The 23,179-nt window shown below is 31.8% G+C and carries 41 protein-coding genes; 2 read left to right on the top strand and 39 right to left on the bottom strand.

The features are described 5' to 3' along the window. Position 1: 1 nt before the first annotated feature. From ACK2WO_RS06860 to ACK2WO_RS06670, 39 genes are all read right to left on the bottom strand, one after another. On the bottom strand, positions 2-781 hold the full coding sequence (locus ACK2WO_RS06860) for a distal tail protein Dit (protein WP_414697179.1): 780 nt from the start codon (positions 779-781) through the stop codon (positions 2-4). A gap of 13 nt (positions 782-794) precedes the next feature. Continuing rightward, positions 795-2,720, bottom strand: coding sequence for a phage tail tape measure protein (locus ACK2WO_RS06855; RefSeq protein ID WP_414697178.1), 1,926 nt, complete (start codon positions 2,718-2,720; stop codon positions 795-797). A gap of 161 nt (positions 2,721-2,881) precedes the next feature. Then, complete coding sequence (locus tag ACK2WO_RS06850; RefSeq protein ID WP_178411349.1) at positions 2,882-3,118, bottom strand: hypothetical protein; 237 nt, start codon at positions 3,116-3,118, stop codon at positions 2,882-2,884. A 155-nt stretch (positions 3,119-3,273) separates the two neighbouring features. Beyond that, a complete protein-coding gene (locus ACK2WO_RS06845; RefSeq protein WP_178411348.1) occupies positions 3,274-3,570 on the bottom strand; it encodes a hypothetical protein in 297 nt (98 codons plus the stop codon). A 1-nt stretch (position 3,571) separates the two neighbouring features. Beyond that, positions 3,572-4,087, bottom strand: a complete 516-nt coding sequence (locus ACK2WO_RS06840; RefSeq protein ID WP_178411347.1) for a phage major tail protein, TP901-1 family — start codon at positions 4,085-4,087, stop codon at positions 3,572-3,574. Between the two features lie 9 nt (positions 4,088-4,096). Continuing rightward, on the bottom strand, positions 4,097-4,507 hold the full coding sequence (gp17, locus tag ACK2WO_RS06835) for a tail completion protein gp17 (protein WP_329999076.1): 411 nt from the start codon (positions 4,505-4,507) through the stop codon (positions 4,097-4,099). Further along, the gene (locus ACK2WO_RS06830) at positions 4,504-4,872 is read right to left on the bottom strand and encodes a hypothetical protein (RefSeq protein ID WP_414697177.1); all 369 of its coding nucleotides are present in this window, start codon (positions 4,870-4,872) and stop codon (positions 4,504-4,506) included. Before ACK2WO_RS06830 ends, gp17 begins: the two co-directional genes overlap by 4 nt. Next, positions 4,854-5,168 (bottom strand): hypothetical protein, encoded by a 315-nt coding sequence (locus ACK2WO_RS06825; RefSeq protein ID WP_178411344.1) that lies wholly within the window; start codon positions 5,166-5,168, stop codon positions 4,854-4,856. The genes ACK2WO_RS06830 and ACK2WO_RS06825 overlap by 19 nt, the downstream gene beginning before the upstream one ends. Further along, a complete protein-coding gene (locus ACK2WO_RS06820; protein ID WP_300452295.1) occupies positions 5,165-5,494 on the bottom strand; it encodes a phage head-tail connector protein in 330 nt (109 codons plus the stop codon). Before ACK2WO_RS06820 ends, ACK2WO_RS06825 begins: the two co-directional genes overlap by 4 nt. A gap of 12 nt (positions 5,495-5,506) precedes the next feature. Beyond that, a complete protein-coding gene (locus ACK2WO_RS06815; RefSeq protein ID WP_329999069.1) occupies positions 5,507-6,382 on the bottom strand; it encodes a hypothetical protein in 876 nt (291 codons plus the stop codon). A gap of 13 nt (positions 6,383-6,395) precedes the next feature. After that, positions 6,396-7,004: a DUF4355 domain-containing protein gene (locus ACK2WO_RS06810; RefSeq protein ID WP_414697176.1), complete on the bottom strand. Its 609-nt coding sequence runs from the start codon at positions 7,002-7,004 to the stop codon at positions 6,396-6,398. A gap of 112 nt (positions 7,005-7,116) precedes the next feature. Beyond that, complete coding sequence (locus ACK2WO_RS06805; protein ID WP_300530245.1) at positions 7,117-7,470, bottom strand: YjcQ family protein; 354 nt, start codon at positions 7,468-7,470, stop codon at positions 7,117-7,119. A gap of 2 nt (positions 7,471-7,472) precedes the next feature. Then, positions 7,473-7,709, bottom strand: coding sequence for a hypothetical protein (locus ACK2WO_RS06800; protein ID WP_300529005.1), 237 nt, complete (start codon positions 7,707-7,709; stop codon positions 7,473-7,475). Between the two features lie 4 nt (positions 7,710-7,713). Then, on the bottom strand, positions 7,714-9,195 hold the full coding sequence (locus tag ACK2WO_RS06795; RefSeq protein WP_414697175.1) for a minor capsid protein: 1,482 nt from the start codon (positions 9,193-9,195) through the stop codon (positions 7,714-7,716). Continuing rightward, the gene (locus ACK2WO_RS06790) at positions 9,185-10,480 is read right to left on the bottom strand and encodes a phage portal protein (RefSeq protein WP_414698741.1); all 1,296 of its coding nucleotides are present in this window, start codon (positions 10,478-10,480) and stop codon (positions 9,185-9,187) included. The genes ACK2WO_RS06795 and ACK2WO_RS06790 overlap by 11 nt, the downstream gene beginning before the upstream one ends. Before the next feature lie 20 nt (positions 10,481-10,500). Continuing rightward, positions 10,501-11,757: a PBSX family phage terminase large subunit gene (locus tag ACK2WO_RS06785; protein WP_414697174.1), complete on the bottom strand. Its 1,257-nt coding sequence runs from the start codon at positions 11,755-11,757 to the stop codon at positions 10,501-10,503. Beyond that, positions 11,757-12,218, bottom strand: coding sequence for a terminase small subunit (locus ACK2WO_RS06780; RefSeq protein WP_414697173.1), 462 nt, complete (start codon positions 12,216-12,218; stop codon positions 11,757-11,759). The genes ACK2WO_RS06785 and ACK2WO_RS06780 overlap by 1 nt, the downstream gene beginning before the upstream one ends. A 181-nt stretch (positions 12,219-12,399) precedes the next feature. Continuing rightward, positions 12,400-12,891 (bottom strand): DUF1492 domain-containing protein, encoded by a 492-nt coding sequence (locus ACK2WO_RS06775; protein WP_414697172.1) that lies wholly within the window; start codon positions 12,889-12,891, stop codon positions 12,400-12,402. 72 nt (positions 12,892-12,963) lie between these two features. Continuing rightward, on the bottom strand, positions 12,964-13,398 hold the full coding sequence (locus ACK2WO_RS06770; RefSeq protein ID WP_414697171.1) for a DUF1064 domain-containing protein: 435 nt from the start codon (positions 13,396-13,398) through the stop codon (positions 12,964-12,966). Beyond that, positions 13,385-13,786 carry a hypothetical protein gene (locus ACK2WO_RS06765; RefSeq protein WP_178411335.1) on the bottom strand — a complete coding sequence of 134 codons (402 nt, stop codon included), beginning with the start codon at positions 13,784-13,786 and terminating at the stop codon, positions 13,385-13,387. Before ACK2WO_RS06765 ends, ACK2WO_RS06770 begins: the two co-directional genes overlap by 14 nt. Before the next feature lie 35 nt (positions 13,787-13,821). Next, positions 13,822-14,418 (bottom strand): hypothetical protein, encoded by a 597-nt coding sequence (locus ACK2WO_RS06760; RefSeq protein ID WP_414697170.1) that lies wholly within the window; start codon positions 14,416-14,418, stop codon positions 13,822-13,824. A 12-nt stretch (positions 14,419-14,430) separates the two neighbouring features. Further along, positions 14,431-14,616, bottom strand: a complete 186-nt coding sequence (locus tag ACK2WO_RS06755) for a hypothetical protein (protein ID WP_414697169.1) — start codon at positions 14,614-14,616, stop codon at positions 14,431-14,433. Positions 14,617-14,625: 9 nt separating this feature from the next. Continuing rightward, complete coding sequence (locus ACK2WO_RS06750; protein WP_414697168.1) at positions 14,626-15,051, bottom strand: single-stranded DNA-binding protein; 426 nt, start codon at positions 15,049-15,051, stop codon at positions 14,626-14,628. Beyond that, a complete protein-coding gene (locus ACK2WO_RS06745; RefSeq protein ID WP_414697167.1) occupies positions 15,051-15,356 on the bottom strand; it encodes a hypothetical protein in 306 nt (101 codons plus the stop codon). The genes ACK2WO_RS06750 and ACK2WO_RS06745 overlap by 1 nt, the downstream gene beginning before the upstream one ends. A 30-nt stretch (positions 15,357-15,386) precedes the next feature. Then, entirely contained in the window at positions 15,387-15,836 is a 450-nt protein-coding gene (locus ACK2WO_RS06740; protein WP_414697166.1) for a hypothetical protein, read from the bottom strand. After that, positions 15,837-16,289, bottom strand: a complete 453-nt coding sequence (locus tag ACK2WO_RS06735; RefSeq protein WP_414697165.1) for a hypothetical protein — start codon at positions 16,287-16,289, stop codon at positions 15,837-15,839. It lies immediately after the preceding gene. Then, positions 16,279-16,608, bottom strand: coding sequence for a hypothetical protein (locus tag ACK2WO_RS06730; RefSeq protein ID WP_414697164.1), 330 nt, complete (start codon positions 16,606-16,608; stop codon positions 16,279-16,281). The genes ACK2WO_RS06735 and ACK2WO_RS06730 overlap by 11 nt, the downstream gene beginning before the upstream one ends. Next, a complete protein-coding gene (locus tag ACK2WO_RS06725; protein WP_414697163.1) occupies positions 16,595-16,780 on the bottom strand; it encodes a hypothetical protein in 186 nt (61 codons plus the stop codon). Before ACK2WO_RS06725 ends, ACK2WO_RS06730 begins: the two co-directional genes overlap by 14 nt. A 40-nt stretch (positions 16,781-16,820) precedes the next feature. Beyond that, positions 16,821-17,681, bottom strand: coding sequence for a hypothetical protein (locus ACK2WO_RS06720; RefSeq protein WP_414697162.1), 861 nt, complete (start codon positions 17,679-17,681; stop codon positions 16,821-16,823). After that, a complete protein-coding gene (recT, locus tag ACK2WO_RS06715; protein WP_414697161.1) occupies positions 17,681-18,481 on the bottom strand; it encodes a recombination protein RecT in 801 nt (266 codons plus the stop codon). Before recT ends, ACK2WO_RS06720 begins: the two co-directional genes overlap by 1 nt. Before the next feature lie 20 nt (positions 18,482-18,501). Then, on the bottom strand, positions 18,502-19,461 hold the full coding sequence (locus ACK2WO_RS06710; RefSeq protein WP_414697160.1) for a YqaJ viral recombinase family protein: 960 nt from the start codon (positions 19,459-19,461) through the stop codon (positions 18,502-18,504). Between the two features lie 80 nt (positions 19,462-19,541). Beyond that, positions 19,542-19,664, bottom strand: coding sequence for a hypothetical protein (locus ACK2WO_RS06705; RefSeq protein ID WP_414697159.1), 123 nt, complete (start codon positions 19,662-19,664; stop codon positions 19,542-19,544). 11 nt (positions 19,665-19,675) lie between these two features. Continuing rightward, positions 19,676-19,930 (bottom strand): hypothetical protein, encoded by a 255-nt coding sequence (locus tag ACK2WO_RS06700; protein ID WP_201417056.1) that lies wholly within the window; start codon positions 19,928-19,930, stop codon positions 19,676-19,678. Next, on the bottom strand, positions 19,931-20,152 hold the full coding sequence (locus ACK2WO_RS06695) for a hypothetical protein (protein WP_414697158.1): 222 nt from the start codon (positions 20,150-20,152) through the stop codon (positions 19,931-19,933). 1 nt (position 20,153) lies between these two features. Then, positions 20,154-20,324 (bottom strand): hypothetical protein, encoded by a 171-nt coding sequence (locus ACK2WO_RS06690; RefSeq protein WP_201417053.1) that lies wholly within the window; start codon positions 20,322-20,324, stop codon positions 20,154-20,156. Further along, a complete protein-coding gene (locus ACK2WO_RS06685) occupies positions 20,311-20,529 on the bottom strand; it encodes a hypothetical protein (protein WP_414697157.1) in 219 nt (72 codons plus the stop codon). The genes ACK2WO_RS06690 and ACK2WO_RS06685 overlap by 14 nt, the downstream gene beginning before the upstream one ends. A gap of 3 nt (positions 20,530-20,532) precedes the next feature. Beyond that, the gene (locus ACK2WO_RS06680; protein ID WP_414697156.1) at positions 20,533-21,321 is read right to left on the bottom strand and encodes a phage antirepressor KilAC domain-containing protein; all 789 of its coding nucleotides are present in this window, start codon (positions 21,319-21,321) and stop codon (positions 20,533-20,535) included. Continuing rightward, complete coding sequence (locus ACK2WO_RS06675; protein ID WP_329999772.1) at positions 21,321-21,815, bottom strand: hypothetical protein; 495 nt, start codon at positions 21,813-21,815, stop codon at positions 21,321-21,323. Before ACK2WO_RS06675 ends, ACK2WO_RS06680 begins: the two co-directional genes overlap by 1 nt. Before the next feature lie 118 nt (positions 21,816-21,933). Further along, positions 21,934-22,125 carry a helix-turn-helix transcriptional regulator gene (locus ACK2WO_RS06670; protein ID WP_414697155.1) on the bottom strand — a complete coding sequence of 64 codons (192 nt, stop codon included), beginning with the start codon at positions 22,123-22,125 and terminating at the stop codon, positions 21,934-21,936. A 188-nt stretch (positions 22,126-22,313) separates the two neighbouring features. Between ACK2WO_RS06670 and ACK2WO_RS06665 the strand changes: the two genes are divergently transcribed. Continuing rightward, positions 22,314-22,670, top strand: coding sequence for a helix-turn-helix domain-containing protein (locus ACK2WO_RS06665; protein ID WP_414697154.1), 357 nt, complete (start codon positions 22,314-22,316; stop codon positions 22,668-22,670). Beyond that, positions 22,663-23,166 carry an ImmA/IrrE family metallo-endopeptidase gene (locus tag ACK2WO_RS06660; protein ID WP_414697153.1) on the top strand — a complete coding sequence of 168 codons (504 nt, stop codon included), beginning with the start codon at positions 22,663-22,665 and terminating at the stop codon, positions 23,164-23,166. Before ACK2WO_RS06665 ends, ACK2WO_RS06660 begins: the two co-directional genes overlap by 8 nt. Positions 23,167-23,179 lie beyond the last annotated feature (13 nt).

The following is a 23,179-nucleotide window of genomic DNA, read 5'->3' as shown; positions in this document are numbered from 1 at the left end:
CCTATAGTCTCCTTTCTCTGAATTTTATAGTACAAGAGTCTGATGAAGAACCTACTACTACAATCTCATCATCAAAATTCATTGTAAAATCTTCAAAATCACTAAGTAGATTGAGCATATTTAAATTATTTCTTCGGTTATAAACTACATTACTATTTTTAATATCAACTAGTATATTATCTCCATTTTTAAATCTTCCATTTAAGATAATACTTTTTCCATTAGTTGTATTTGTAATTTTTACAATATCACAATCTCCTTTTAAATCTACTTCTATAGAATCTGGTATAGTTTCATGTAAAAATAGATATGGGAAATTAGTCTTTCTATCAAATTTAATAGAATATATATCACTATATTTAAAAGGATCTAAACACACAATATCAAATTTACTGTATATCCAATTAGTAGTATCGTTTATTTCTTTAAATTCAGACACTACTCCAAAATAATGGAATTTTTCATCATTTACTACTATGTCAAGATTATCTCCTTCTAATATCTTGTTCAGCTTCTCAAAACTTTTTATGAGAGCCTTATTATCTTTTGCTTTTATCCAATACTCGACTGTTAGCTTTCTTGTTTTGTATCTATTGGAACTCATAAAGCCACCATTATCAGTGCCCTCAGTTATATTTACTTTCTTATGAGCTACTGTTCTACCAAATACATTAAGAGTATTGAAACCCTCTATTGCATCATCTAAGCATATTCCATTTACATATAATTTAAGAGGGTAGCCTTTACTCTCTTTTTCTAAAAAAGATACTTCTTCTTTCATATTTGCCACCCTCCTATATTCCATATTCTTCTATAAGCTCTATCTCTGTATCCTGAGCTCTAGTTATATCTTTTACAAATCCTTTGAATTTTCTATTTCCAAATCTAAAGTTTATATACATTGGTTGTGGAGTAGTATCTTCACTCATTATATTATCTGTACCAGGATTAAACTTCTGATAATTCATCGCACCACTATAGTCTATATCAGATACTGATGCTATAGCTGGCTCTATTCCTATACCAGTCATTTCTCTAACTGCACTTTTTAAACTATCTATATTAGCGGTAATACCTACAGCCATACCACTTGGAATGAATCTACCAACTTCTTGTGCCATAACCTTAGAAGGAGAATGTATTCCAAGAAATTTCTTAGCTGCATTTAATGCACTTTTAGCTACATTTGCAGCTGCATTAATTACTGCACTCGCTCCAGATTTTATACCATTCGCTATACCATTTACGATATTTCTACCAACACTTGCAAACCGTCCAACCATGTTACTTATAGCACTCTTGGCTTGATTCATTATATTTACCATAGTGCTTTTTACATTGTTCATTCCTGTTTTAACAGCATTTTTTATAGCATTTAATATATTAGTGAATGTTGATTTTATTCCATTAAGTATACTAGTTATACTACTTTTAATACTGTTCCAAATTGATGTAGTAGTTGATTTTACATTGTTCCATATATTTGAAATAACTGTTTTGATTGCATTAAATACACTTGTTGCAACAGATTTTAGTCCATTCCACATACTAGTTAATCCACTTTTCAAGTTGTTCCATGTGTTTATTGTAATTGTTTTTACATTATTCCATATATTTGAAATAACTGTTTTGATATTATTAAATATATTAGTAGCAGTTGATTTTAAATTGTTCCATACATTTGTAATAGTTGTTTTTATACTATTCCAAATTTGTATCGTAGACCGTTTAATACTATTCCAAGCTATTTTAATGTTTTGCCACAATTCAAGAGCTTTCCGTTTAATAGTATCCCAATTAGCATATAAAAGTGCTCCTATAGCTATAACAGCACCTATTACCGCTATAACTTTTACAAATACTAGAGCCATTGCTCCTACTGTTGTTCCTAGTACTCCAGCTACAACTGTCGCTGATGCAAATCCAGTCATCAACTGACCAACAACCATTAGTACTGGTCCAAGTACTAACATTAAGCCACCTATAGCACCAGCTACACCCAATATACCAGCCATAAGCTGAGGATGTTCATTAGCAAAGTTTCCAACTGCTTCAACTATCTCATTCATTTTCTGTATAAATGGTTCCAAATATGGAAGCAATTTTTCACCTATTGCCCCTGCTGTTTCCATTATTTTTTCTTTTAATAATTTCATCTGCATACCGAAAGACTGAGCTTCCTGTTTAGCTAGTCCTTGAGCTGAACTAGACTGTCTAACTATCTCATTGTAAACTGCCATCATCTTTTCATTATCTGATAACTGATTCCAAGATTTTCCTAACCCTTTGACAAACTCACTATTTTCAAGTGACCGTGCTGATACATTTATCCCGAAGGCATCTAAGGCTTCATAGTTACCCATTAAACCACTCTTAAATCTATCCATAGCTTCATCAAATGGCATATCAGTTATTGCTGCTAGATCCGCAACAAGATTCATACTTTCAGCAGATAATCTTGAAGTTTCTTGAGTAGTCATACCCATATTTTTATAATATGTAGCTATGCTTGTAGCAGAATTTTTATACTGTTGCTCTGTAAGTCCTATAGAGTTAGCGTGCCGACTTTCACTCGTTATAGTCTTTTGTATAGCAGTATCCAAGTTATTATATAAGAACTGCTGACCTGCTACCTCAGCCGACCATTTAGAACCTGCCATAACCATAGCACCAACTGCTCCTGTTACCGCAACTCCAGCTTTAGATAATGTCTTACCCATATCAGTAAATCTATCTCCCCAACGCCGAGCAGATGATGCAGTACCTTCTCCTTTTTTATCTAAATCTTCTAAACTATCAGCTACTTCATTTATAGTTTCACTAAATCCATCAGCTAATGCAGATATTTTTACTTTTATATCACCTAACGAACTCAGAAGTATTACCTCCTTCCTTCATATATCTGTCTAACCCAATCCTTTGAGCCATTCTTTTCAATTTCTTCAATTTCAGCAAATTGTTGTTTTACTTTACTAATATTCACTTTTTTATTCTTAGTTTTTTTCCATAAAGGAATAGGCTTCTTGCCTTTCTTTCTATTTGCATTTGCATAAGCATTAAAGAATGCATTAGCCATTAACTGAGTATCTAATACTTTCTTATCCTCCCAAGCTTTCATAGCAAATATTCTTTCCCTTATCGTTAAAGCTTCAAAATCTCGCTTAGTGTAACCAAAATTGACGATAAAAAAAGCAAGTGCCTTATCCTCAGAATATTCACTTGCTTCATCATCTTCTATTTTGTTTTCATCTTTACCAAGATATTCAAATTCAACTAAGCGTTTCGGAATAAAAAAGCACAGTCCTCAGAGATTTTATTGACGCACTCTCTAAAACATTCTAATAATCCTCTTTCTTGTATAAACTTTTCAGCCATTTCTGAACCAGTTTTGCTTGATACTTTATTTCCATGCTCATTCCAAAGAGCCATTCCTATCATCATTTTTAATCTAGTTAGAGTAGGAACACTCTGTATCATATCTACTATAGACATTCCTACTGTATTTTCTAACTGTTCAACAGTTTTCATATCATATCTTAATTCGTATATTCTACCTTCAATTTCAAACATTCTATGCCATTCCTCCTTCTCCAGGCATTGCTGGAGCTTCTTCTGATTTAGTTAAGTCTGTAAGCTTGCCACAACCTTCTAATGTCATCTCAAATGTCATAGAATCATCATATGGAGCTTCTAAGTTAAATTCTTTTATTAATGCCAATCCTCCAAATAAAGGTTTCTTTCTCTTGTTATCTACTATCTTGCAACAAACATACTCATCCTCTTCATATGCCTGTGCTAGTAGCTGATGCGATTCTAAAGTAGGAGAATACATCCCATCAGATTCTATTGACCAATCTTTAGGTCCTGCTGCTTTAGTCTTCCATCCTCCATCTATTGTTTTAGAATTTATTTCTATTATCTCTTTTTCTCTATTCAAAGTTAGAGACTGCTGTCCGTCTATCGCTAGTAACTTATCCCCCGTAGCATTAAATATACATAAAAGAATATCTTTACCAGCTATTGCATTAGTAGCCTGAGTTGTAACATCACAGTATAATTTATCTTCAAATTCTTTTAATGCTGCCATTTTTTCCTCCTAAATTTTACATTTAAATCCATAACAGATATTAAATGAATATTCTAGTATTGCTCTTTTTTCAAATGTTTCTGTTTCTGTAATTATCTGAACTATTCCCTCTTCAACTTGGTTTACTAAATTATATTCGCTAGGCAACTCAATATCTTCTGTAAGAGCCTCCTCGACCTTGTTTATTACATCATAAATTTTTGTGGAAGAATCCCCTTCAGCAAAACAGTGAATATAAAACATAAACTTTTCGATAAACATAGTTTTTGTGGAAGAATCTTCTTTGCCCACACATTGCAAAGATAAAAAAGGAGCTTTGACATCTTCTGGTACAACATCATAAGCTCTTAAATCTGTTTTCTCTTCAAGTTTATTCTTTATCGCTTCATGGAGATCTATTAGGTTTATTTTCTTTATCATTTTGCTAATCTCCGCATTGCTTCTTCACAATCTTTTTTGAAAATTTTAGCTTGTGCTTCTGCATTAGGTTTTAGATATGGATTTGCTGGATGGAACTTTCCATTACACAATCTATGACCATATTCAACGTATGGAGCATACTCTTTATTAAAACCAAATATACCTTCTAAATCTCCATTCATTCTTTGGTAAGCTGATTTTTTTAATTCACTTGTATCTTCTGGTGTAAGTTGTTCACTTCTATTTTTCATATCAGCAAGAGATTTTACAATGCAACTTCTTATCATAGGTCGATACTTTACAAGTCCTTTTATTTTAGCTTGTACATCCCCGACACCATTCACATCTATACTGAATTTTGCCATATTCCCCACTCCTCTATTACAGCAACTCTAAACCTTCCATAATCCTCTTCTTTAACTACCTTGTACATAGTATCTTCAATCTGTATTGCTTTATTACTTAAAGACACTTTGTTTGGAGTAATTAACTTTCTAGAAGAATTAGTTAAGTCCCTTCCGTAAATATTTACATCTTCGGAAGTCCACCGAGTTAACCTAGCTTTTATATTTCTTTCTAGTTCAGTTTTTTTAATTTCATTACCAAGTCTATCCGTTGTATCTGCTAATATTCTTAACAGTTTACACTCAATCCATTTCATAGAAATCTCACTACTTTCTTCTGCGTGACATCTTCTTTTTTCTTTCTCTCTAAATATGCACTAAATTCACTGTCATATTCCTCTAATAAGTCAGATACGAAACTAGTCTGCATTGTATCAGCACTTTCAGATTCAATACCTTCATAATAGATTCTTCTATATGCCTTTACAACTACCTCAACACATATTGACTCGAATATAGAAGGGAGCTCATCAGCTCCCAATCTTAAACATATTCTATCTGTTGCAGTAGTTATAAGCTCATTCAAAAGAGTATCGTCTTGTTCCTCTGGAAGTCGGACTTTTATCCTATCGAGTAAACCCAATTAAATCACCTCTTAAGCTTTTGCAGCTGCAGCAGCTTCTGTTATAGTAGCTTTAACTATACCATCTAGCCTTTCAGCAAATAATACTGTCGCTGATGCAGTTACTGTTTCAGCTGTTAGTCTCTGTTTATTTACATCATGAGTAACTCCTATTATTCCAGTTTCATCTGTAGTAAAATCAAATGCTTTAGCTATTTCACTTCCTGCCATATTAGCCTGAGCTAAACATAAGTTATCTGATGCTGTTGCATATAATGTTTTAGCTGGTACTGATGTAGACATTATAGCAACATCTACTCCTAGGAAGTTTTCGACATATCTAAGACCGAATGCAGTCTGAACTGTTATCTGTGCAGTTGCTAAATAATCAGCTACATCAGTTGGATTGACGAATGCTATAGTTGTAACGTCATCATCTTCAAATTTACCAGCAACTCCTCCCCAAGCTTTAGCCATAGCTCCCTGAAGTCCTACTCCAGAAACTGATGTAGTTCCTTTTGCTAACTGAGCAAAGAAGTTTTTCTTTATTTCTTTCTGTAATTCTCTTAATAATTCTGTATCTGTTTTAGAAACTGCCTGTTCAAATCCATATGCCTGTATATCTTCTATAGCTACTGCTTTTCTTTTTTTATCCCAAGCTAATTCTATTGGGTCACCTTCAGTTGTCTCAACTTTAGAAAGTGGTATTATATCACCTTTAGCTACTTTAGTTCCATCTAATGTTACTTTAGAGCTATAAGTTTTTATAGTAGCTCCAACTGGTAAAGTCATTCTTCTTTCTATTTTTAGCATTTCTAATAATTTTTTTATACTTTTACCAAACTGCTCAACGAAATCTATTGACTGAGCTTTTGCAAATTTTTCTGTTAAATTGTTTTCTGCTGCCATTTATATTCCTCCCTTAATTAAATAGCTCTATATTTTCAGCTATTTTTCTCTGTCTTTCTGTTCTGTCTTTAATGTTTAATATATCCTCTTTTGTAAGAGTTTTATTAGAGCCTTTCTTCGGTGGATTTCCTTTAAGTTTTTCATTTACAGCCTTTTCAACTGCCTTATCAAACATCTCAGCAAAGCCTTCTACATTCTTCTTAGTAGTATCAGCTTCTTTAGTTACTAGCATGCTTAGTAATTCGTCTGATATGTCTATATTTCTTTCTTTAAGGATTCCCCTTGCAGTTTTGCTCATTTCAGAGATAGTATTAGCATTTCTTAACTCTTCAAGTTCCTTTTTTAACTGATTTCTTTCATACTCTACTTTTTCCTGAGCAGTCATATCAGCTAATTTTTTCGCCTCATCCATCTCTTTTTCTTTCTGCTTAGTCCATTTTTCAAATTTCTTGTTGATGATCTCATTGACTTCATCATCAGTGTATTTCTTTTCATTATGTTTTTTATCATCAGAATTATTGTTTTCAGTTTCTTTCTGTTCTGAATTGTCAGTTGGAGCATTGTCTCCACTATTATCATCAGCTAGTAACTGAAGTTTCATTTTTAATGGTGTATCTTTCATTTATTTCCTCCTGTTTTTAAGTTGTCAGCCAACTATATTCCATAAAGTTTATAGTCTTTAATGCTTGGACTATCTAAAAAAGAGCATAAAAAAAGCAACCTTTTTCAGATTGCTAAAACTTACCTATTAATGCACTTAATGCTATTTCAAATCCACTACCTAACATTTCTTTTACTTTAGCCATTGTGCTATTGTTTGTAATATATTCTCTTCCTTTTTTAGTTATGGAAAAATTACCAATCTCAAGTATTCCCTCCATATCTTTAGCTTCTACATACTTAATACCAGAAACTAAACCATCATCTATCATTTCTTTTAAGACAATAATCCAATATTCTCTAGTGATATCAAATAACTTACATCTCCAAGCAACTTCTTCTAGTGATGTTTTATGTCCTGCTTTCAAACTCGAATATAAATAAGAGAGTATTTTATATATTATAACTTCCATATCATCTTTAGCCATAATTATATTACCTCTTCTGGATGTGTTTCATCATACCATTCTATTATCTTGTCATACAGAGTCTGTACATAAACACCTTTTTCTGTATATATGTAATCATCATCCATACAATCTTCGCTAATTAAATATATATACATAGCATCTTGTACTTCTATATAATTTTTACTTTCTATAGCTATCTTTAATTCTTCATTACTTTGTTTTAAATATTCAAGTTCCTTTTTATTTAGTCCAAACATAAAATTATCTCCCTCTCAATGGATTACATTGAATAACCATCCCAGTCTCAGGATTTACAGTCACACCACATCTATTACTTACATATAACCAACTTATTTCGATTTCATTTGTATCTTTATTTCTTCTTTGACTTTCTTTTGTTTTTTTACCACTTTTTATACATTCAATAATATCTTCTATATCTACATTTTTATGATTTAATCTTTCTTTCATAATCTCCTTCGAATTATTCTTATTTGCCCAATTATGGGTTCCTATAATTCTAGCTACTAGATGATAAGATATATCTTTTATTTCTATATAATCTGTTGTCTTTAATTTAACTAACTTATCTTTATATATAGTATACATTTTTTTATAATTACTATATTTTATAAGAGGTGAAATTTGTCCTTTTTTTACAATTTTGTTGTAATTTGACATCATATCCCACTCTTCATTGTCATTATACTTTATTTTAGTGAACTCTTCAATATTATCAATAGTATCTACACCTGATTTTTTTAATTCTTCAAAATCATTTATATCCTTTTGTTTCTTAACGGCTCTATCCATCCAATCATCTGGAATAACTATATTAAAAGAGCTCCTACAGTTTGGATGCATTGGAGGAAAGTTTTTACCAGCTTTTCTTTCACTTACCTTATATATCTCTCCATCTAACCTTCTACATAATTTAGATGTTTTTGAATCCAATATAGCATTGAATGTATATTCTTCAAAATCTTTCTCAAATACAGCCATACTCGATTCATTCAGCATATAAGAAGCCTCTGTAGTTACTAATCTTTTAGCACTACTCTTACTTACTTCTTCAAATTTATTCATAAGATTTTTAACAAGCCTTGAATAAGAATCTCCTCTCTTAACTCCATCAGCAAAGTCTGTCTTAATCCATTCAGCTACTTTCCTTCGATTATTATATATTCTTTTAGAGAAGCTTTTTCCACCAACCCAAGCCTTATTTACAAACTTCTTAGCAGTTTCTGTATCTATTGAATTGAAGTTGCTACCAAATCCAAGCTCTTTCTGAGCATAATCATAACCATTTTTATAAATATCAATTAAAAAGGCTTCAACCTCTTTAACTTCTTTTTCACCTAGCTCTAACAATTGCAACTCAGCTGATACTTTTAAACCTTCAAGTCTATCTAATTTATAAATACTAGTTCTTATATTTTTTAAATGTTTATGATGAGGATATTTTTTTATAAACTCATCTATATCCTCAATTAATAGTTTTCGTTCACTATCAGATAACTTTTTTAAAAGATCTCTATACTCTATGACATTATCTTTGCCATATTTAGTATAGTATTCAGCTATCAACTTATTAAGCCTCTCTGCTTCTACCTTATAATATTTAACTAGCTTTTTAATAAGTTTTTCTTCATCTGGCTCTATATTCTTAAAAAGCATTTCAGCTCTTTCATTCCAATATTTTTCATCCTTCATTGCAGCAATAAAATCAGCTTTACTGTTCATCAATATCACCTAAATCATTGTAGTCATATATCCGAGCTTTCTTATCAACTTCAGCTTCTTTTCTTTCAATCTCATCTTTAACATTTTCAACTAAAGATAATGCTTTAAGCTGCGTTTCTTCTGATACTATTCCAGCTAAATTCTGTGCTATCTGAGTCTCTTCTAGTACATTGGCTGGAAGGTTTCTTGTAAACTGATAATCTATCCCCATCCAATCATCTTTACTCATTTTAGAGTTAGGAAGATTAGATATAAGTTTCCAACGTCTATTCATTCCAGATACAAACTTTCTCTCTTTTACATTTGCTAAATTAAGCATAGATTGAAGTTTGTATTTTAAACTTATTCCAGAGGCATTACCAAAATTCTCATCATTTATGTTTGCAACCATACTTATCTGGAATATTAATTTTTCTAATCTATTTATTAAATTCTCCTGAGTGGTATCTGATGAAGGTTTCGCTAAAAAGTCTATTGATACATCATCTCCATTTGGTGAAGATATATTAATTATTCTGCTATCTCTAAGTGTCTGAAGAGTTTCCTCTTCCAACTCAGCACCTAATACTTTTAAATATGCATCTGCATAGTAATCAACATCATTTGCTTTTTCTGATATAGCTTTATCATATGCATTTATAAGAGTATCAACATTATCAAATGCCCCTTGTCTCTCTTCATTTTCAAGATATTCGACAAGTGGTATATCTCCAAAATAATTTTGTTCTTCATCAACTATTCTCAATCCATCTTCTATCTCAAAATGATATATTTTATTTTTATCTGAGTAGCTACCTTCTATTTTTTCGTCGCTATTTGTAAAATATCTAACTCCATAAAGTGGCTCTCTAGCTACACTATCATCAAAGATAATAAAAGCTTCTTCTGGAGATAGATATGTAATACCAACCTGAGCATTTTCATCTAAGTATAGTAATTCATAAGCATGACCATAAATTGAACATAATTTGCTTAGCTCTGCATTGTTATCGTCCTGATCATTATACTTCTGTATAAATTCTATATAATCACTAACACTTGAATTGTCGTGTACTGTCTTTACTGGTATACCTATAAAGAATCCATTTAATGTGTCTACTATATACTTAGCAAAGTTAACAACTAATCTATTATCTGGTTTAAATGCTTCCTTTGGGTCCCGACTTAATATGTCATGCTGACCTTTATACATATCCATTTTCTTTCTTAATTTAATAGCCTCTGCTTTATGCTGATTTATATATTCTTCAAGCAGCTTTGTAGTTAGTTCCGTTTCTGAATCCATTATAAACAATATCTCACCTCCTAAATTCCACCCTGGAATAGTTTTACTTTCACTTTGTTGTTTACACACTGCAAGCTATATCTCAATGCATCCATCAAGTGATTGTTCTTATCCTCTGGAATATTTGTAAATTTACCAGATACCTTATCAAATTTATAAGCATAGCTGTAAAACTCCTCTTTGGTATTAACTAAAGAAGTATCACAAACTATTCTTAATGATTGCAGCTTATCAATCCCTTGATTGACACTATCTTTCCCCTTCACAGATTCTTTTATATTTCTTAATCCATGCTCTGTTCTTAATTCAGATATTAGTCTTTTCTCAGCACTATCTGCTATGATAGTTGACTTACTATATCCTTTTTTTCTAATCATTTGAGCTATCTCTTTGGTATGCATACCAGTTTGATAATGCTCATCTATAATATATAAAGTTTCATTCTCTATATCTAACCAACTAACTACTAGAGCTGTAGGGTCATGAGTAAAACCAAAGTCTAAACCAACTAACAGAGTATAACCTTGTTTTGCAAGTTCATCTTTGTCTAGCGGTCTAAACTCTACATTCTCATATACAAGTCCTTCTGCAACTCCCCACTCACCATCACAAACAATTCTCGCTCTTCTAGGGTTAGTTTTATATAGTTTTTCATATCTCTTTATAGTTTGCTTATCTAAAAATTCATTTACTTTGTATGTAGTAGTTAGAGCAAATACATCTTCATCATAGTTATCAAAGAACTCACTCTTTAACCAATGATTCTCTGACCAGGGATTGAACGTAAGTATTACTTGTCTGTATGCCTCAGGGTCATCTAATTCCCCTCTCATACCTTCTACTACTGTATCTAATTTATCTTTACTCTCAAGCTCATAGGCTTCCTCAAGCCATAAGTGAGTTATATGTCCTTTTTCTAACTGAATAGAAGTAAGTTTCAGAGCATCATCAAATCCCCTAAAAAGAATTTTTTGCCCAGTTGGAAGATAGGTCCGTTCCATAGGTGACACTGTAAACTTCCATAAGTGTGACACTCCTAATCTATTAGCAGCACTTTTGAGACCAACAAATACACTATCTCTTAATGTATTTCCGTATCTTCTCATCCGCAGAACATTCATCCACGGATTCTTCATCATTTTATAAATCATTTCAAGCTGAGTTGTAACTGATTTCTTAGATCCTCTGCTTCCCTTTACAACTTTATAGAATTTCTTAGTATGCCAAAATTTATTGTATCCTTTCCCAATCAGTTTACTTATAGATGTATTTGCCATTAATCTTCCTCTGGTACATCATCTATAAATACAGGAAGCTCTATGCTAACATCTTGCTTGTCAGTCCACATACCATATCTTTTACCAATTAATTCTGCTGCTCTTATTCGTTCCTTAGCTGAAACTTCTACATCAAAGGTTTCTGCTCTTGTCATACCTTCACCTAATCCAATTGTTATAAGCTGTTCTTGTTTCTCATTTCCTCTCATAACACTTGTTAGATATTCCATTACTTCCTTCTGGTCAGCTATTTTCTGACTATCTATTTCAGCCATTCTTTCTTCTATATACGTTTTAATTTCAAGTTTTGTAAGGTTTTCTGAACCTATACTCCTAGCAGTTTTCTTAGAATAACCTGCCTTTATCCGTGCCTCAGTAGCATTACCAGAAATGATATACTCGTCGGCAAACTTCTTTTGTTTGATTGTTAGCCCATATATATCACTCCTTTCTGGGCACATAAAAAGAGACAACCTTTTACAGTTGCCTCTCATATGGTTACACATTTGCTATACATAAAATCCTTTAACGTCTGTATAGCAATTTATTAAGTTTTTATATTATTATAATACCACGTTTATTTTTATAAATCTGCGGAAAAACCACGGTTTCTTTTATCATAACTAATATTATAATTAAAGGTTATATTCTTTTTAATAAATCATCCTCATCTGATATATCATATCCAAACAATGCATAAGATAATGATTTAATTGCTTCTTTCTTTTTCTCTCTCAATTGAGTTTCACTATACTTTAACTTATCGCATATATAAACCCAACTCTGCTTATCTATCATGGTGTATTCTATTACTTGTCTATGAATTAAATCTAAATTGTTCAATCCTCTATCAACTGCTTTTATTAAAGCCTCATTCTCTTCTATTTTCTTCTCTATCATTTTCTTTTGCTCTATTATTTCTAAAGCACTATCTTCAGTAGGACTTCCAGACAGCGACATCTGAACTCTTTCAGAACATCCTACTGCTGGCAAACTTATAATATCCTCATCTATCAACTCAAGCTGCTCTCTTAGAGTTTTCAATCCTAGCTTAATATATTTATACTCTTTTAATATTTCCTCTGTCACCTTTATACAGTCTTTATCTTTTAATCTAGTTATCAATGTCGCCATCCAATCCCTCCTAAAATCTATTTAATATAATACTTGTTATCATCATTGTTACTAATAAAAATATAATTGCTGCTAAAATGATATCACCCCTTTCTTTGCATCTCTTCTTTTTTTCTTCAATCTATCATATTCAATCCAACCTTGTTCATTGCCATACTTCTTATTTTTAGCTACCCATACCAAAGGCTCTTTGTACTTGTAGTCATACATCTTCCTTTTTAAGTTACCTTGCTGAGTTTCCATTCCTTTTACATCTATCCTTGTCAGATTTCCTTTATCATCCAGTACTGTAAAGTCTACTGTATAAGTTATAGCTCTATTAGTTTTTCCATTTTTCTTGAAACCTTCCTGGAGAACTAACTTTTCTTGAAGTATTATCTCTTTTATTTTCCCCTGCTCTTTTAGATCCTTGAGATACAAATAAAATTCTCCTTCTGCTTTACTGTCAAATACTATTCCATCTATCTCTATTTTCTTACTACCATACTTACTTTTAATAGAACTCACCTTCTTTTATTCTTTTAGTCATTCTATTAGCTTTCATATTTATGTACCAAGCTACATCTTTATCAGCTACACCATAAACATCCATAACCCAACTTAAAGCTATTATCACATCTGCCATTTCCTCACATAAATTATCTTTAAACTTTTTATTTCTAAGTCTTTCTATCATAGATAATTTATTGTTTATATCTCTATCTTCTTCTTTGCTGCGTGGTATTCTTTTCATTTGTTTTTCCCAATACATTGCGGCTCTATTCATTTTGCTTATTGCCTGTATTAACTCTGCAAGCTCTTCCTGAGCTATCTGTATAACTACTCTTTTATCCATCTCAATTGGTTTTCTTATATCGTTTCTTCTTTTTCTGAACATATCTAATATTTTCTGCATTTTATCCTCCTTCAACCTTAAAGGGTAGAATAAATCTACCCTAACATTTCCTTAAATATTTTTTCCATCTGGTCAGCTAATTTCATTATGCATTTATTTCTTATCCTTTTATTTTGCTTAGAAGAATTATAAACTTTTCCTCTAAGTAATCTAAAATCATTCATACTTGAACATGTTGCATGTGCCATTACAGATTCGTATTTTTCCAATTTTTTTCTGTATCTTAATGCCTCTTCATTGTACGCATAAGCTAAACTATCTCTATACTCATATGCACTATGTACTTCCTCATAATCTTTTTCTAATTTTTCTATTCTGTCATATAGCTTTCCGATTTTCTTATTAGCAGCATCTATCTTTTCTTCTCTATCCTTAATAATAATTTCTGAATCTTTAACATCTAATTCTAATAATCTAACTTTATCCTCTAGATCTCTAACCTTCTTATTCTTACCTTCCATTATTGATTTAAGACCTTCACTCCTAGCTTTTAAACTTCTATATTCATGCTCTAACTGTTCATGATTTTTTATTGTTGTATTATAAAGCTTTAATACTCCTTCTTTATCTTCTTTTAATCTTTCATTCTCCTGCTCTAACTCAGCTATTCTCTTTTTCCCAAACAAATCCATGATATTTTCCTCCTAACATTGTTCCCCACATATATTACTTACAACTTTATCTATAGCCTCTACATCTGGCTCATCATTATCTTTTCTATTGCTTTTTACTATCTCGTAAGCTATATCTACAACCTCATTATCACCTAAGTGTCTAAATGCTGATTTTAGCTTTCTAGCATTTCTTAGAACTATTTTTTCTTCGTTCATAACTCCCTCCTAAAATGGCACATCATCATCGTCAACTGTGTTATAACCTATATCATCCCCAAATCCTTCTGGTGGATTATACTGTGGCTCTTCTGGAATTGATGGTGTACTATTTGCACTCTCTAAAAATTCCACATTAGTAGCTATTACTTTTGTAAAACTCTTCCATTCTCCACTTTTATCATCTTTCCAATTATCTATCTGTAACCTACCATCTACCGCACATCTATTACCCTTTCTTAGATAGTTAGCAGCTGCTTCAGCAGGTTTCCCTAATACTTGTACCTGTATAAAATCTGAATCGTATTTACCTTCTCTGTTTTTAAAATTTCTTCTCACAGCTATCTGAAAATTTGTTGATGCTGTTTCTGTTCCTGGTAGGTATCTCATATCAGGATCTTTTGTTAATCGTCCTATTAAATGTATTGCATTCATTATTCTTCTCTCCTTTTCATTAATTCTTTCCAATAACATCCAGCACATAGCTTTTTATATTCCCATTCACCATTTTCTTTTTCATATGGTAACTTTTCACTGTCTATTTCATATTCTTTTTTTCCACAAGCTTCACAATTAAAATATTCAACTTCATTTGCATAAAGTTCTAAAACTACTTCAGCATATATTTGTACTTCTTTTTCGCAATGAGGACACATATCTATAAATTCCTCATTACCTGCAATATCGCAAGTTTCTATTCTAAATTCTTTCCCACAATAAGGGCACATTACTTCGTCCATTTATTTTCCCTCCAATCCGTGTTACTTTTATTATTTTTCCTTTTCTATAACTTCTGGTTTAATGTACCCAACTGTCTCAATTTCTTCTGTTCGTCTATCCATTTTTTCTATTCTCGCTATTCCTGTTTCTACATTGAAAAATACCTCTGTATTAGCTCCAAATGTATTAAATATTTCGGCATCTAAATATATAGAATATCCATGCCCTGAATAGATAAGAGCTTTTAATCTATTTCCGTCCTCTGTTGTACATCCTATACGTTGCATATATGCCTCTATTCCAGCTTCTAACATATTTTCTATAATAATATCTCCGTTTTTAGTGTTAAATGCTTCAGGATTTAGATACATATGTTCTTTTTTTATCTTGTACAAAACTCTTAAATTAGCTATATAATAGAACTTCTCATCTTTATTTATTTCAACTTTTTCTAAATTTTTAATCCATCTTAAAAGATATCTTAGTTTCTTATCGTTCATCTACAACACTCCTTCTATGCATCTATATGCTTCTATTAATTCTGCCTCGTCCCAGTCTTCACATCCATTATCACCAGGAACCTCTCTCCCTCTAGGACACTTAAGACTCATCAAGCAATCATCACAATTTCTTATATAGCAATACTGACTTATTGCTTCTTTCATCTCTTCAAAATCCTTTTCGCTTAATCCAATACCTAATAACTTGTTTATCTCTTCTCTGGTATATAGTTTTTCTTCTTGATCCTCTTCCATTACTATCTTGTAAGCCTCTTCTATCTTCTTAACATCGTCCTCATCTGAATAATCAAACTCTATATCCTGTATCTGGTTGTTATTACATAAATCCTCTAAAGGACATCTACCTTCTAAGCAATCACAGTTCTCCATATCTCTACAGAACTCCCAAACTACAACTGATTTCCCTCTTATCTCTAAATCTTTATCTGTCATCTCTTATCACCTCATAAGCCTTTTCTACATCTTTAAAATCCCAAAGAAATGAGCCATTACCTTGATATTCACTACATATATTTTCTATTCTGCACTTACCACTCCTACAATGATTTTTTGCACAATATTGTTCTAGCAAATACATTTTTTCGTATATGCTCTTATCCTCTTCTTTCTGAGCCATAAGGAATATATAAATATGACCATTACTTGCTACTTCGTGATTAAACTGTACAATTTCAAAGTTATCTTTTTCTAATCCTTTTATTACCTCATTTACTTTTGCCATATCAATTGCTAATATCTTAGTTTTCTTCATCTTCTGCTACCTCCTCAGCTTTAATCCATAACTGTATTATCAAATCTCTCGTTACTTCTAAATAATCAGCTCTTTTTCTCTTGTCCATCTTTATAAAATTCTTATCAGCTATAACCTTAACTTCTCCAGTTAGTTCTGATATAACTACTTTTAAAAAGTCTATTCCTTCCATACTATCTCCTTGATCATTCAGTTCAGGTAGAGGCTAACCCCTACCCAAACTTTTTACTTTGACTTTGTCTTATCTTTTCTTCCAGTTCATCAGGACTATACTTAGTAACAGTTTCATCAAAGTTTTTAAACTTGTTCCTGCTGCTACTTCCTTTAACTTCGCTCTTACCATAACTTCTATAATCATCCTCTATAGCTTTAAGAAGATATTTCACTGGATACTTAATATCTCTTATGTGCTGCATTATCTCTAATTTTTCTCTTAGATAATTTACATCTCTATTTTTAGCAGCTAATGCTTTATTAATATCCTCTATATCACCTAGAGAAATATTAGTTAGGTATTCATATAAAACCTTACTCACATCAGTTTCTTGTTCAACATCATCATCAATCCTTACTGATTGTTTTTGTTTTTCTTTTTCTTTTTTTGTTTCTTTTTGTTTTTGTTTTTCTTTTTCCCCATAGTCTATCGATACGGTATCTATAGGGTATGTATAGGGTATATCTTCTGTGTTATATCCATATTTTTTACAAATTTCTATCAATATACTTCTAAATTCATCAGATTTTATATTTGATACTTCTTTTATGATGCAAGCCTCAACTTTTATTGATTTAGTGTAATTGTGTTTATGCCAGTTCATAATAAGAATTTCTTTGGTATCTCGGTCATACTTTATCTTTCCATAATCTTCAAAACGTTTAAGAAGCTTTTCTACTGTTTCTCTGTTGTATCCTGTCTGCATCTCCATAACTCTATATGGTAGCTCATAGCAACCACACTGAGCTGATTTACTATTAGTTAGGATATAGATAAAGAAGTATTTCTCTTCTGGTGTTAAGTCCACTACAAAAGCATCATCCCAAAATGAAGTTTGTAAAGCTCTGTACTTTGCCATTACTCTTCACCCTCTGTAACTACTTCTTCAAATTCACCTTCTATGTATTCATCCTCCTCAACTAAGCTCATATCATCACTTATTTCAGACTTAGATGTCTCATCAACTGTCATAGCTTTTTGCATTTCTATACTTACTGGTGCATATTTTAGAAGTTTCTTAATAACTGTTTTCTTCGCCATCTCATCAAAGTCTGTCTGCCAAGGTCCATTATTAAAAGTCTTACTTTTCTTTTTAGCGAACTCTAATATCTCATCCTTAGTCATAAAGATAAAACTATTGCCTCCAGTATCAAGATGATAAACCGCATAGTATCCTATAACTTCTCCTCTATTTCCTTTTAAATCTGGTTTATGTACTAGTTTCTGTTCTAATCCATAATCTATGTCAAATTCATCATTTGCTCTAACAGTATGAGCATATATAGATTTTATTTTTCCACTTCTCTGTGCTAATTCTAATAACCCTTTGTAACCTATCTGGAACTGTACTTGTTTACCATAAGGTATTAAATAAGCCTGTCCCAATGGTGTATTAGGCTCTAACCCTAACTGAGCTGACTGCATCATTGCAGCTATAAAACTCATTGGTTCACACTGCTGAAGTTTCACGTTGTTGCTAAATGCTGTAAGTGCTACTCTCTGGAATCTCTCACTACTAACCATACTTGGTAGAGCCTTCTGTATCTGACCTGCCATTTTATTAAGTAACTGTTCCATACCTTTACTTGGACTAGCTTTTTTAACTGCTGTACCATTTGCTTTTTTCTCTAATGCTCCTTTTAAATTTTCTGATGCCATTTTCTTTACCTCCAACTAAATTATTTTATTTTGAAAACTCTATAACTAGATTTTTTACTATATTTTTCTGCTATCTCAGGAAGTTCTTCTTTTAACTTCTTGGAATCTATACTTACTCTTTCCTGTGCCTTCCAAGTTACTACTCTGTCGCCCACAGTGCCTCTCTGAGCCTCTTTAAGTTCTTCCTTGAATATTTGTTCAATTATGTTTTTCTCTTTCTCTAAATCCTTTATATCGCTTTTTATTTCCTCATATCTATTAAGCAAATTATCTGAGTCTTTCACATAAGAAAGATTGACTGTATCGTCATTTACATTCTTATACTTCTCATCTAAAAACTTTCCACATACATAAGAGCCATCTGGATCAGGAAGAACATCTTTTAAAACATTCTCTTCCCAGAACTCTTTTTCTATTGCCATCAACTGATTTATAGTTTCTTCATCTCTCTCAATTTTATGTATTACAAAATCTTGATTACCTATAAGAGCTGCTATGTAACAATGTTCAGCTCCTGTTACTGCCATGTAGTGATAACACTGTATCTCATAGTTGATTGGAATTTTTCCATCCTCCCAATCTTTAGCAGCATAACTATTAGTTGTCTTACATTCCAGGAAGGCTTTTTCTCCTACTATTGCTCTATCTATGTTAGCTGTTGCAAATGGATACTTAGGATTTCTAAGAAGTCCATTAACATTTCTAGTTTTAAGACCTTTTTGCTCTGTAAATATATCAGCTACTGTCTGTTCTAATTTGTTTCCTAGTTCCATGCGGAAACTATGTATCTCTTTTGGATTTTCTTCTTTCTTGTCTATGTAGACTTGCATAGCTGACTTCCAAGGATTTAATCCAGCAACTGCACTTGCATCACTTCCTCCTATTCCCATCTGTCTAGCTTTAAGCCAATCCTCTCTACTCATATCTTTTGTGCTTACTATTACTTCAGCTTCTAAGTATTTTCTTGTATTTTCGCTCATTTTCTGTTATCCTTTCTATGATGTTTGTAGTTAAGCTCAGAGTATTTACTTGCCAGGTATCTTTTCTCTGAGCTTTATTTTTATTTAAGTGCATCCATTATTTTTCCCATCAGCCAGTTATAACCTTCCTCATCTATGTAGCCTTTCATATATTTGTACTTAATTTGTTGAAGAACTTTTAATATCAATTCGAATAAACTCATCTACTTCACCTCTATTCATAGTCATGGTTCTGTCTGTCAAACTCTTCAAACTCTAAATCAAGTAATCTTTTAAACATTAAAGCCTGTGCTCTATCTCTTAACTTTATTGTGAATTTATAACATTCTTCCTCTACAAGTATTTCATCCATATCCATTTTTAAAAGGTCTTCAAGATATTCATCAACTATCATCCCTTTATGCTGCTGGAAGTAGTCAAACTCTCCATTTAAATCTACTGTTAGGTATCTTCCTTCTGTTGTTATCATCTATCTCACTACCTTTCTCTTTTTGCTATAAAGTTTCTTTTCTGCTTTTCTAACAAGACATATATTGTCGACTAACACATCTACTGGGAATGTAACCATGAAGAATATAAAGCTAAATAAAACCATATTTACTTCTATTCCCACCATTTCTGCTACACTTAGAACTCCTAAAACTAAATAACTCATTCTAAAACCTTTTAAAAACATATCTGCCTTTTTCATCTTATTCACCTCTCAAATATTTAGCTGCTCTATCTTTTATTACTTTCAAACTATCTTTCTTTATTGCTCTAGTGCTTCTATCATTTGCATACTGATCAATAATCTCTATTCTTTCCACACCTACCTGATGACTTGTTTTTGTGTACTTACTCTGACTTCTATAATCGTTCATTTTTTGCTCCTTTATCAGATTTACCAAACAACTCCTCTTTTATCCTGTTCAGCTCATCCCAATCAATTGGTGCTACCATTGGAGTTATATTTATTCTTGGTACTTCTCTATATGCTTTCATAGCCTCTTCCTTTGTATATATTCCATGCTTATTTAACTGCTTCCAAATACGTTTCATTCTTTCTTCGTTTGATACTTCTGGCATCTCTTAATCCTCCTTTGGGTTTAAAAACTTATTCACGAAATATGTCTGCCCTTTACCAGTAATCTTTGGTGTCTTGTTTATCCTTACTGTTCCGTCTGGATTATTTATAACTGTTTCCTTAATCTCCATAATCCCTAGCTCCATACTTCTCTGAGTTGGCATATTGTAATCTGAGCCTTTTCTCTTTATCAAATAACCATTCTCTCTCAAGTACTCAAACAATCTCTTCTGACCTGTATTAATTCCATTCTGCTTTAACAGTTTTGCCAGCTCTCCAACTAGAATTGACTGTTCACTAGATGCTACTGCATCAGCAAAAATTGCTTTAGGCTTCATTGCCTTATTTTCAATCTCTAGTCTGTTTATATTGTTCTTAGCTATTAGTAAAGCTCTCTCCATAATTTTCTCTGGACTATTCCATGCTTTTTCAACTTGAATAAGATACTGTCTTATTCTTTTTCCTTCTGGTGTTCTCTGAATCATTGCAATCTCTTTTGCCATATCCAACTTTAGTAGGTGGTCTGTTTGAGTTGTTTCGTTGCCTTGAGCTGTTACTCTTTTTTGAGTAATAGCTATGAAATCTACATTTTCAGTAAATCCATAATCTACCATTCTTGAAAACCAATCATTATATCTTGTTTTTACTTTTAAACTTTCGTGTAACTCTCTACCGCTTATTAATGTTTCTCCATTTTCATCTGTTCTTATGTTAAGTTCTTCTCCTAATGAAACTAACTCAACATCATTTGCAACTTTTACTTCTGCTATTGGCTCTAAATTTGTTATTGTCATTACTTTTTACCTCCTTTGATTTTTTCTTTTTCTAATGCTATTTTCAGATTGATAATATCTGTCATTGTTTCATTCAACTTGCTTATAGCTTCATCTAACATATTTATCTCATCTGGTGTTACCTCACCATCTGAAAGTATCTCTAATATGTTTTCTTTTGCTTGCTCTGCCTCTTTCAAAGATTTAATAAACATTACTGTCGCTTTATATGCATCTCCCTTATTCTCAACATACTTACAACCAAACTTTTGCCCAATCTTGCAAATGTGATTGCAGTAGTGTTCAACTAAGTATGGTGCATCATAAGCCTCAGCCATTATCAAAAGCTCATCTGTATATGGCTCTCTCTTTCCTGTCTCGATTTCTTCAAGCCGTCTTCTACTGATGTATATATTCTCAGCAGTATCTCGTCTATTTTTGAAATCATCTTTATTAGAGGCTATCCTTGCTTTATAAAAAGGATTATTCTTTCCAAGGATTGATTCTCTAGTCATTTCTTTCACCTCCAATATGTGTGTTTAAAGGCTTTAAACTACATTTTTTAAATTTAAGAGTTAATAAATATATGAGAAAATCAAATAAAATAGTTTATGTTTTGTTTATGTGAACTTATTAATTAAAAAAAAGTTCATCTAATGTTTTTCCAAATAACTTACTTAATATTCTCATTTCATTTTCGGTAAATTCTCTTTTACCATTTTCTTTTAAATTGTATGTTGTTTTAGAAATATTAAGCTTTGACGCTACATATTCCTGATTATAGCCAAACCTTACTCTTTCAGCTTTTATATTTCTATTTGGCATATTATCACCTCTCTTTCAAAACTTAGTTTTGTTTGTGTGAACTAAGTTTATAATTCAATTATATTCACATAAACAAAACTTGTCAAGTTTAAAGTTTACTTTTTTTGAAACTTTTTATTAATTTCCTTGTCTAAAGTTTACGTAAACGAAAACTTGAATTATATTTTAATTATAAGGAGGTATTATTTATGACAACTTTTGGAATGCGTTTTAAAGAATTAAGAAATGAAAAAGATATGACACAGGATACACTTGTTCAAATATTTAATGATAAATATCATACTACTTTTAATAAATCTACTATTTCACAGTATGAAAATGACAAAAGAAAACCTGAGGTTAATATTTTAGAAAATTGGGCTGAATTTTTCGGTGTCTCTATAGACTACCTACTAGGAAGAACTAACATAAGAAACTATGAAGAAAATACAATAGCAGCACATACTGATGACCGCACTCAGCAACTTTCTGAGGAAGGTAGAAAAAGACTTGATGATTTCATTGACTATTTAATTTTTGAAGAAATGAAAAAGAAAAATGACTAAGTTTGAGCAACTTCTTGACTTAGCTGAAAAAGAAAATATTATTGTTAAATTCGTTGATGAAATCCCAGAATATCGTTCTGAAGCTCTATATGTTGCTAGACATGGTATTAGAATGATTCTTCTTGCTAATTTCCTTAAGGATAATATAATCCATATGACAGAGGTATTAGCTGAAGAACTTGGACATCATTTTACTTCTGCTGGCAACAACATTAATCCTACCAACTACTTTGATAAGCTGACTATTGCCAAATGTGAAAACAAGGCTTTAAGGTGGGCGTGCAACTTCTTAGTTCCTATAGACGAACTGATGGTAGCTCTAAAGAAAAACTTGTCAAATATTCATGAACTATCTGATGAGCTATCTGTAAGCGAGGACATCCTTCTACAGAGCTTCTACTATCTATCGCTTAACCATGACTATCTACACATAACGGATAATCGTTATCTCATTTTGAGTAACTATCCCAATGTGTATATATATAATAAATTTTAAAATGAGGTGATTA

It is taken from the genome of Peptacetobacter sp. AB845 (genome assembly GCF_047528295.1).
In the GTDB taxonomy this organism is placed as follows: domain Bacteria; phylum Bacillota; class Clostridia; order Peptostreptococcales; family Peptostreptococcaceae; genus Peptacetobacter.
Note: the sequence above shows the minus strand (reverse complement) of the source record. Positions and strands in the feature narration are given on the sequence as shown.

Bases quoted from the DNA above. Each gene is read 5' to 3' on its own strand.
- ACK2WO_RS06860 (WP_414697179.1), bottom strand. From the start codon at position 781: ATGAAAGAAGAAGTATCTTTTTTAGAAAAAGAGAGTAAAGGCTACCCT.
- ACK2WO_RS06855 (WP_414697178.1), bottom strand. From the start codon at position 2,720: ATGGGTAAGACATTATCTAAAGCTGGAGTTGCGGTAACAGGAGCAGTT.
- ACK2WO_RS06850 (WP_178411349.1), bottom strand. From the start codon at position 3,118: ATGAAAGCTTGGGAGGATAAGAAAGTATTAGATACTCAGTTAATGGCT.
- ACK2WO_RS06845 (WP_178411348.1), bottom strand. From the start codon at position 3,570: ATGTTTGAAATTGAAGGTAGAATATACGAATTAAGATATGATATGAAA.
- ACK2WO_RS06840 (WP_178411347.1), bottom strand. From the start codon at position 4,087: ATGGCAGCATTAAAAGAATTTGAAGATAAATTATACTGTGATGTTACA.
- gp17 (WP_329999076.1), bottom strand. From the start codon at position 4,507: ATGATAAAGAAAATAAACCTAATAGATCTCCATGAAGCGATAAAGAAT.
- ACK2WO_RS06830 (WP_414697177.1), bottom strand. From the start codon at position 4,872: ATGGCAAAATTCAGTATAGATGTGAATGGTGTCGGGGATGTACAAGCT.
- ACK2WO_RS06825 (WP_178411344.1), bottom strand. From the start codon at position 5,168: ATGAAATGGATTGAGTGTAAACTGTTAAGAATATTAGCAGATACAACG.
- ACK2WO_RS06815 (WP_329999069.1), bottom strand. From the start codon at position 6,382: ATGGCAGCAGAAAACAATTTAACAGAAAAATTTGCAAAAGCTCAGTCA.
- ACK2WO_RS06810 (WP_414697176.1), bottom strand. From the start codon at position 7,004: ATGAAAGATACACCATTAAAAATGAAACTTCAGTTACTAGCTGATGAT.
- ACK2WO_RS06805 (WP_300530245.1), bottom strand. From the start codon at position 7,470: ATGGCTAAAGATGATATGGAAGTTATAATATATAAAATACTCTCTTAT.
- ACK2WO_RS06800 (WP_300529005.1), bottom strand. From the start codon at position 7,709: ATGTTTGGACTAAATAAAAAGGAACTTGAATATTTAAAACAAAGTAAT.
- ACK2WO_RS06795 (WP_414697175.1), bottom strand. From the start codon at position 9,195: ATGAACAGTAAAGCTGATTTTATTGCTGCAATGAAGGATGAAAAATAT.
- ACK2WO_RS06790 (WP_414698741.1), bottom strand. From the start codon at position 10,480: ATGGATTCAGAAACGGAACTAACTACAAAGCTGCTTGAAGAATATATA.
- ACK2WO_RS06785 (WP_414697174.1), bottom strand. From the start codon at position 11,757: ATGGCAAATACATCTATAAGTAAACTGATTGGGAAAGGATACAATAAA.
- ACK2WO_RS06780 (WP_414697173.1), bottom strand. From the start codon at position 12,218: ATGTGCCCAGAAAGGAGTGATATATATGGGCTAACAATCAAACAAAAG.
- ACK2WO_RS06775 (WP_414697172.1), bottom strand. From the start codon at position 12,891: ATGGCGACATTGATAACTAGATTAAAAGATAAAGACTGTATAAAGGTG.
- ACK2WO_RS06765 (WP_178411335.1), bottom strand. From the start codon at position 13,786: ATGCAGAAAATATTAGATATGTTCAGAAAAAGAAGAAACGATATAAGA.
- ACK2WO_RS06760 (WP_414697170.1), bottom strand. From the start codon at position 14,418: ATGGATTTGTTTGGGAAAAAGAGAATAGCTGAGTTAGAGCAGGAGAAT.
- ACK2WO_RS06755 (WP_414697169.1), bottom strand. From the start codon at position 14,616: ATGAACGAAGAAAAAATAGTTCTAAGAAATGCTAGAAAGCTAAAATCA.
- ACK2WO_RS06750 (WP_414697168.1), bottom strand. From the start codon at position 15,051: ATGAATGCAATACATTTAATAGGACGATTAACAAAAGATCCTGATATG.
- ACK2WO_RS06745 (WP_414697167.1), bottom strand. From the start codon at position 15,356: ATGGACGAAGTAATGTGCCCTTATTGTGGGAAAGAATTTAGAATAGAA.
- ACK2WO_RS06740 (WP_414697166.1), bottom strand. From the start codon at position 15,836: ATGAACGATAAGAAACTAAGATATCTTTTAAGATGGATTAAAAATTTA.
- ACK2WO_RS06735 (WP_414697165.1), bottom strand. From the start codon at position 16,289: ATGACAGATAAAGATTTAGAGATAAGAGGGAAATCAGTTGTAGTTTGG.
- ACK2WO_RS06730 (WP_414697164.1), bottom strand. From the start codon at position 16,608: ATGAAGAAAACTAAGATATTAGCAATTGATATGGCAAAAGTAAATGAG.
- ACK2WO_RS06725 (WP_414697163.1), bottom strand. From the start codon at position 16,780: ATGGAAGGAATAGACTTTTTAAAAGTAGTTATATCAGAACTAACTGGA.
- ACK2WO_RS06720 (WP_414697162.1), bottom strand. From the start codon at position 17,681: ATGGCAAAGTACAGAGCTTTACAAACTTCATTTTGGGATGATGCTTTT.
- recT (WP_414697161.1), bottom strand. From the start codon at position 18,481: ATGGCATCAGAAAATTTAAAAGGAGCATTAGAGAAAAAAGCAAATGGT.
- ACK2WO_RS06710 (WP_414697160.1), bottom strand. From the start codon at position 19,461: ATGAGCGAAAATACAAGAAAATACTTAGAAGCTGAAGTAATAGTAAGC.
- ACK2WO_RS06705 (WP_414697159.1), bottom strand. From the start codon at position 19,664: ATGAGTTTATTCGAATTGATATTAAAAGTTCTTCAACAAATTAAGTAC.
- ACK2WO_RS06700 (WP_201417056.1), bottom strand. From the start codon at position 19,930: ATGATAACAACAGAAGGAAGATACCTAACAGTAGATTTAAATGGAGAG.
- ACK2WO_RS06695 (WP_414697158.1), bottom strand. From the start codon at position 20,152: ATGAAAAAGGCAGATATGTTTTTAAAAGGTTTTAGAATGAGTTATTTA.
- ACK2WO_RS06690 (WP_201417053.1), bottom strand. From the start codon at position 20,324: ATGAACGATTATAGAAGTCAGAGTAAGTACACAAAAACAAGTCATCAG.
- ACK2WO_RS06685 (WP_414697157.1), bottom strand. From the start codon at position 20,529: ATGCCAGAAGTATCAAACGAAGAAAGAATGAAACGTATTTGGAAGCAG.
- ACK2WO_RS06680 (WP_414697156.1), bottom strand. From the start codon at position 21,321: ATGACAATAACAAATTTAGAGCCAATAGCAGAAGTAAAAGTTGCAAAT.
- ACK2WO_RS06675 (WP_329999772.1), bottom strand. From the start codon at position 21,815: ATGACTAGAGAATCAATCCTTGGAAAGAATAATCCTTTTTATAAAGCA.
- ACK2WO_RS06670 (WP_414697155.1), bottom strand. From the start codon at position 22,125: ATGCCAAATAGAAATATAAAAGCTGAAAGAGTAAGGTTTGGCTATAAT.
- ACK2WO_RS06665 (WP_414697154.1), top strand. From the start codon at position 22,314: ATGACAACTTTTGGAATGCGTTTTAAAGAATTAAGAAATGAAAAAGAT.
- ACK2WO_RS06660 (WP_414697153.1), top strand. From the start codon at position 22,663: ATGACTAAGTTTGAGCAACTTCTTGACTTAGCTGAAAAAGAAAATATT.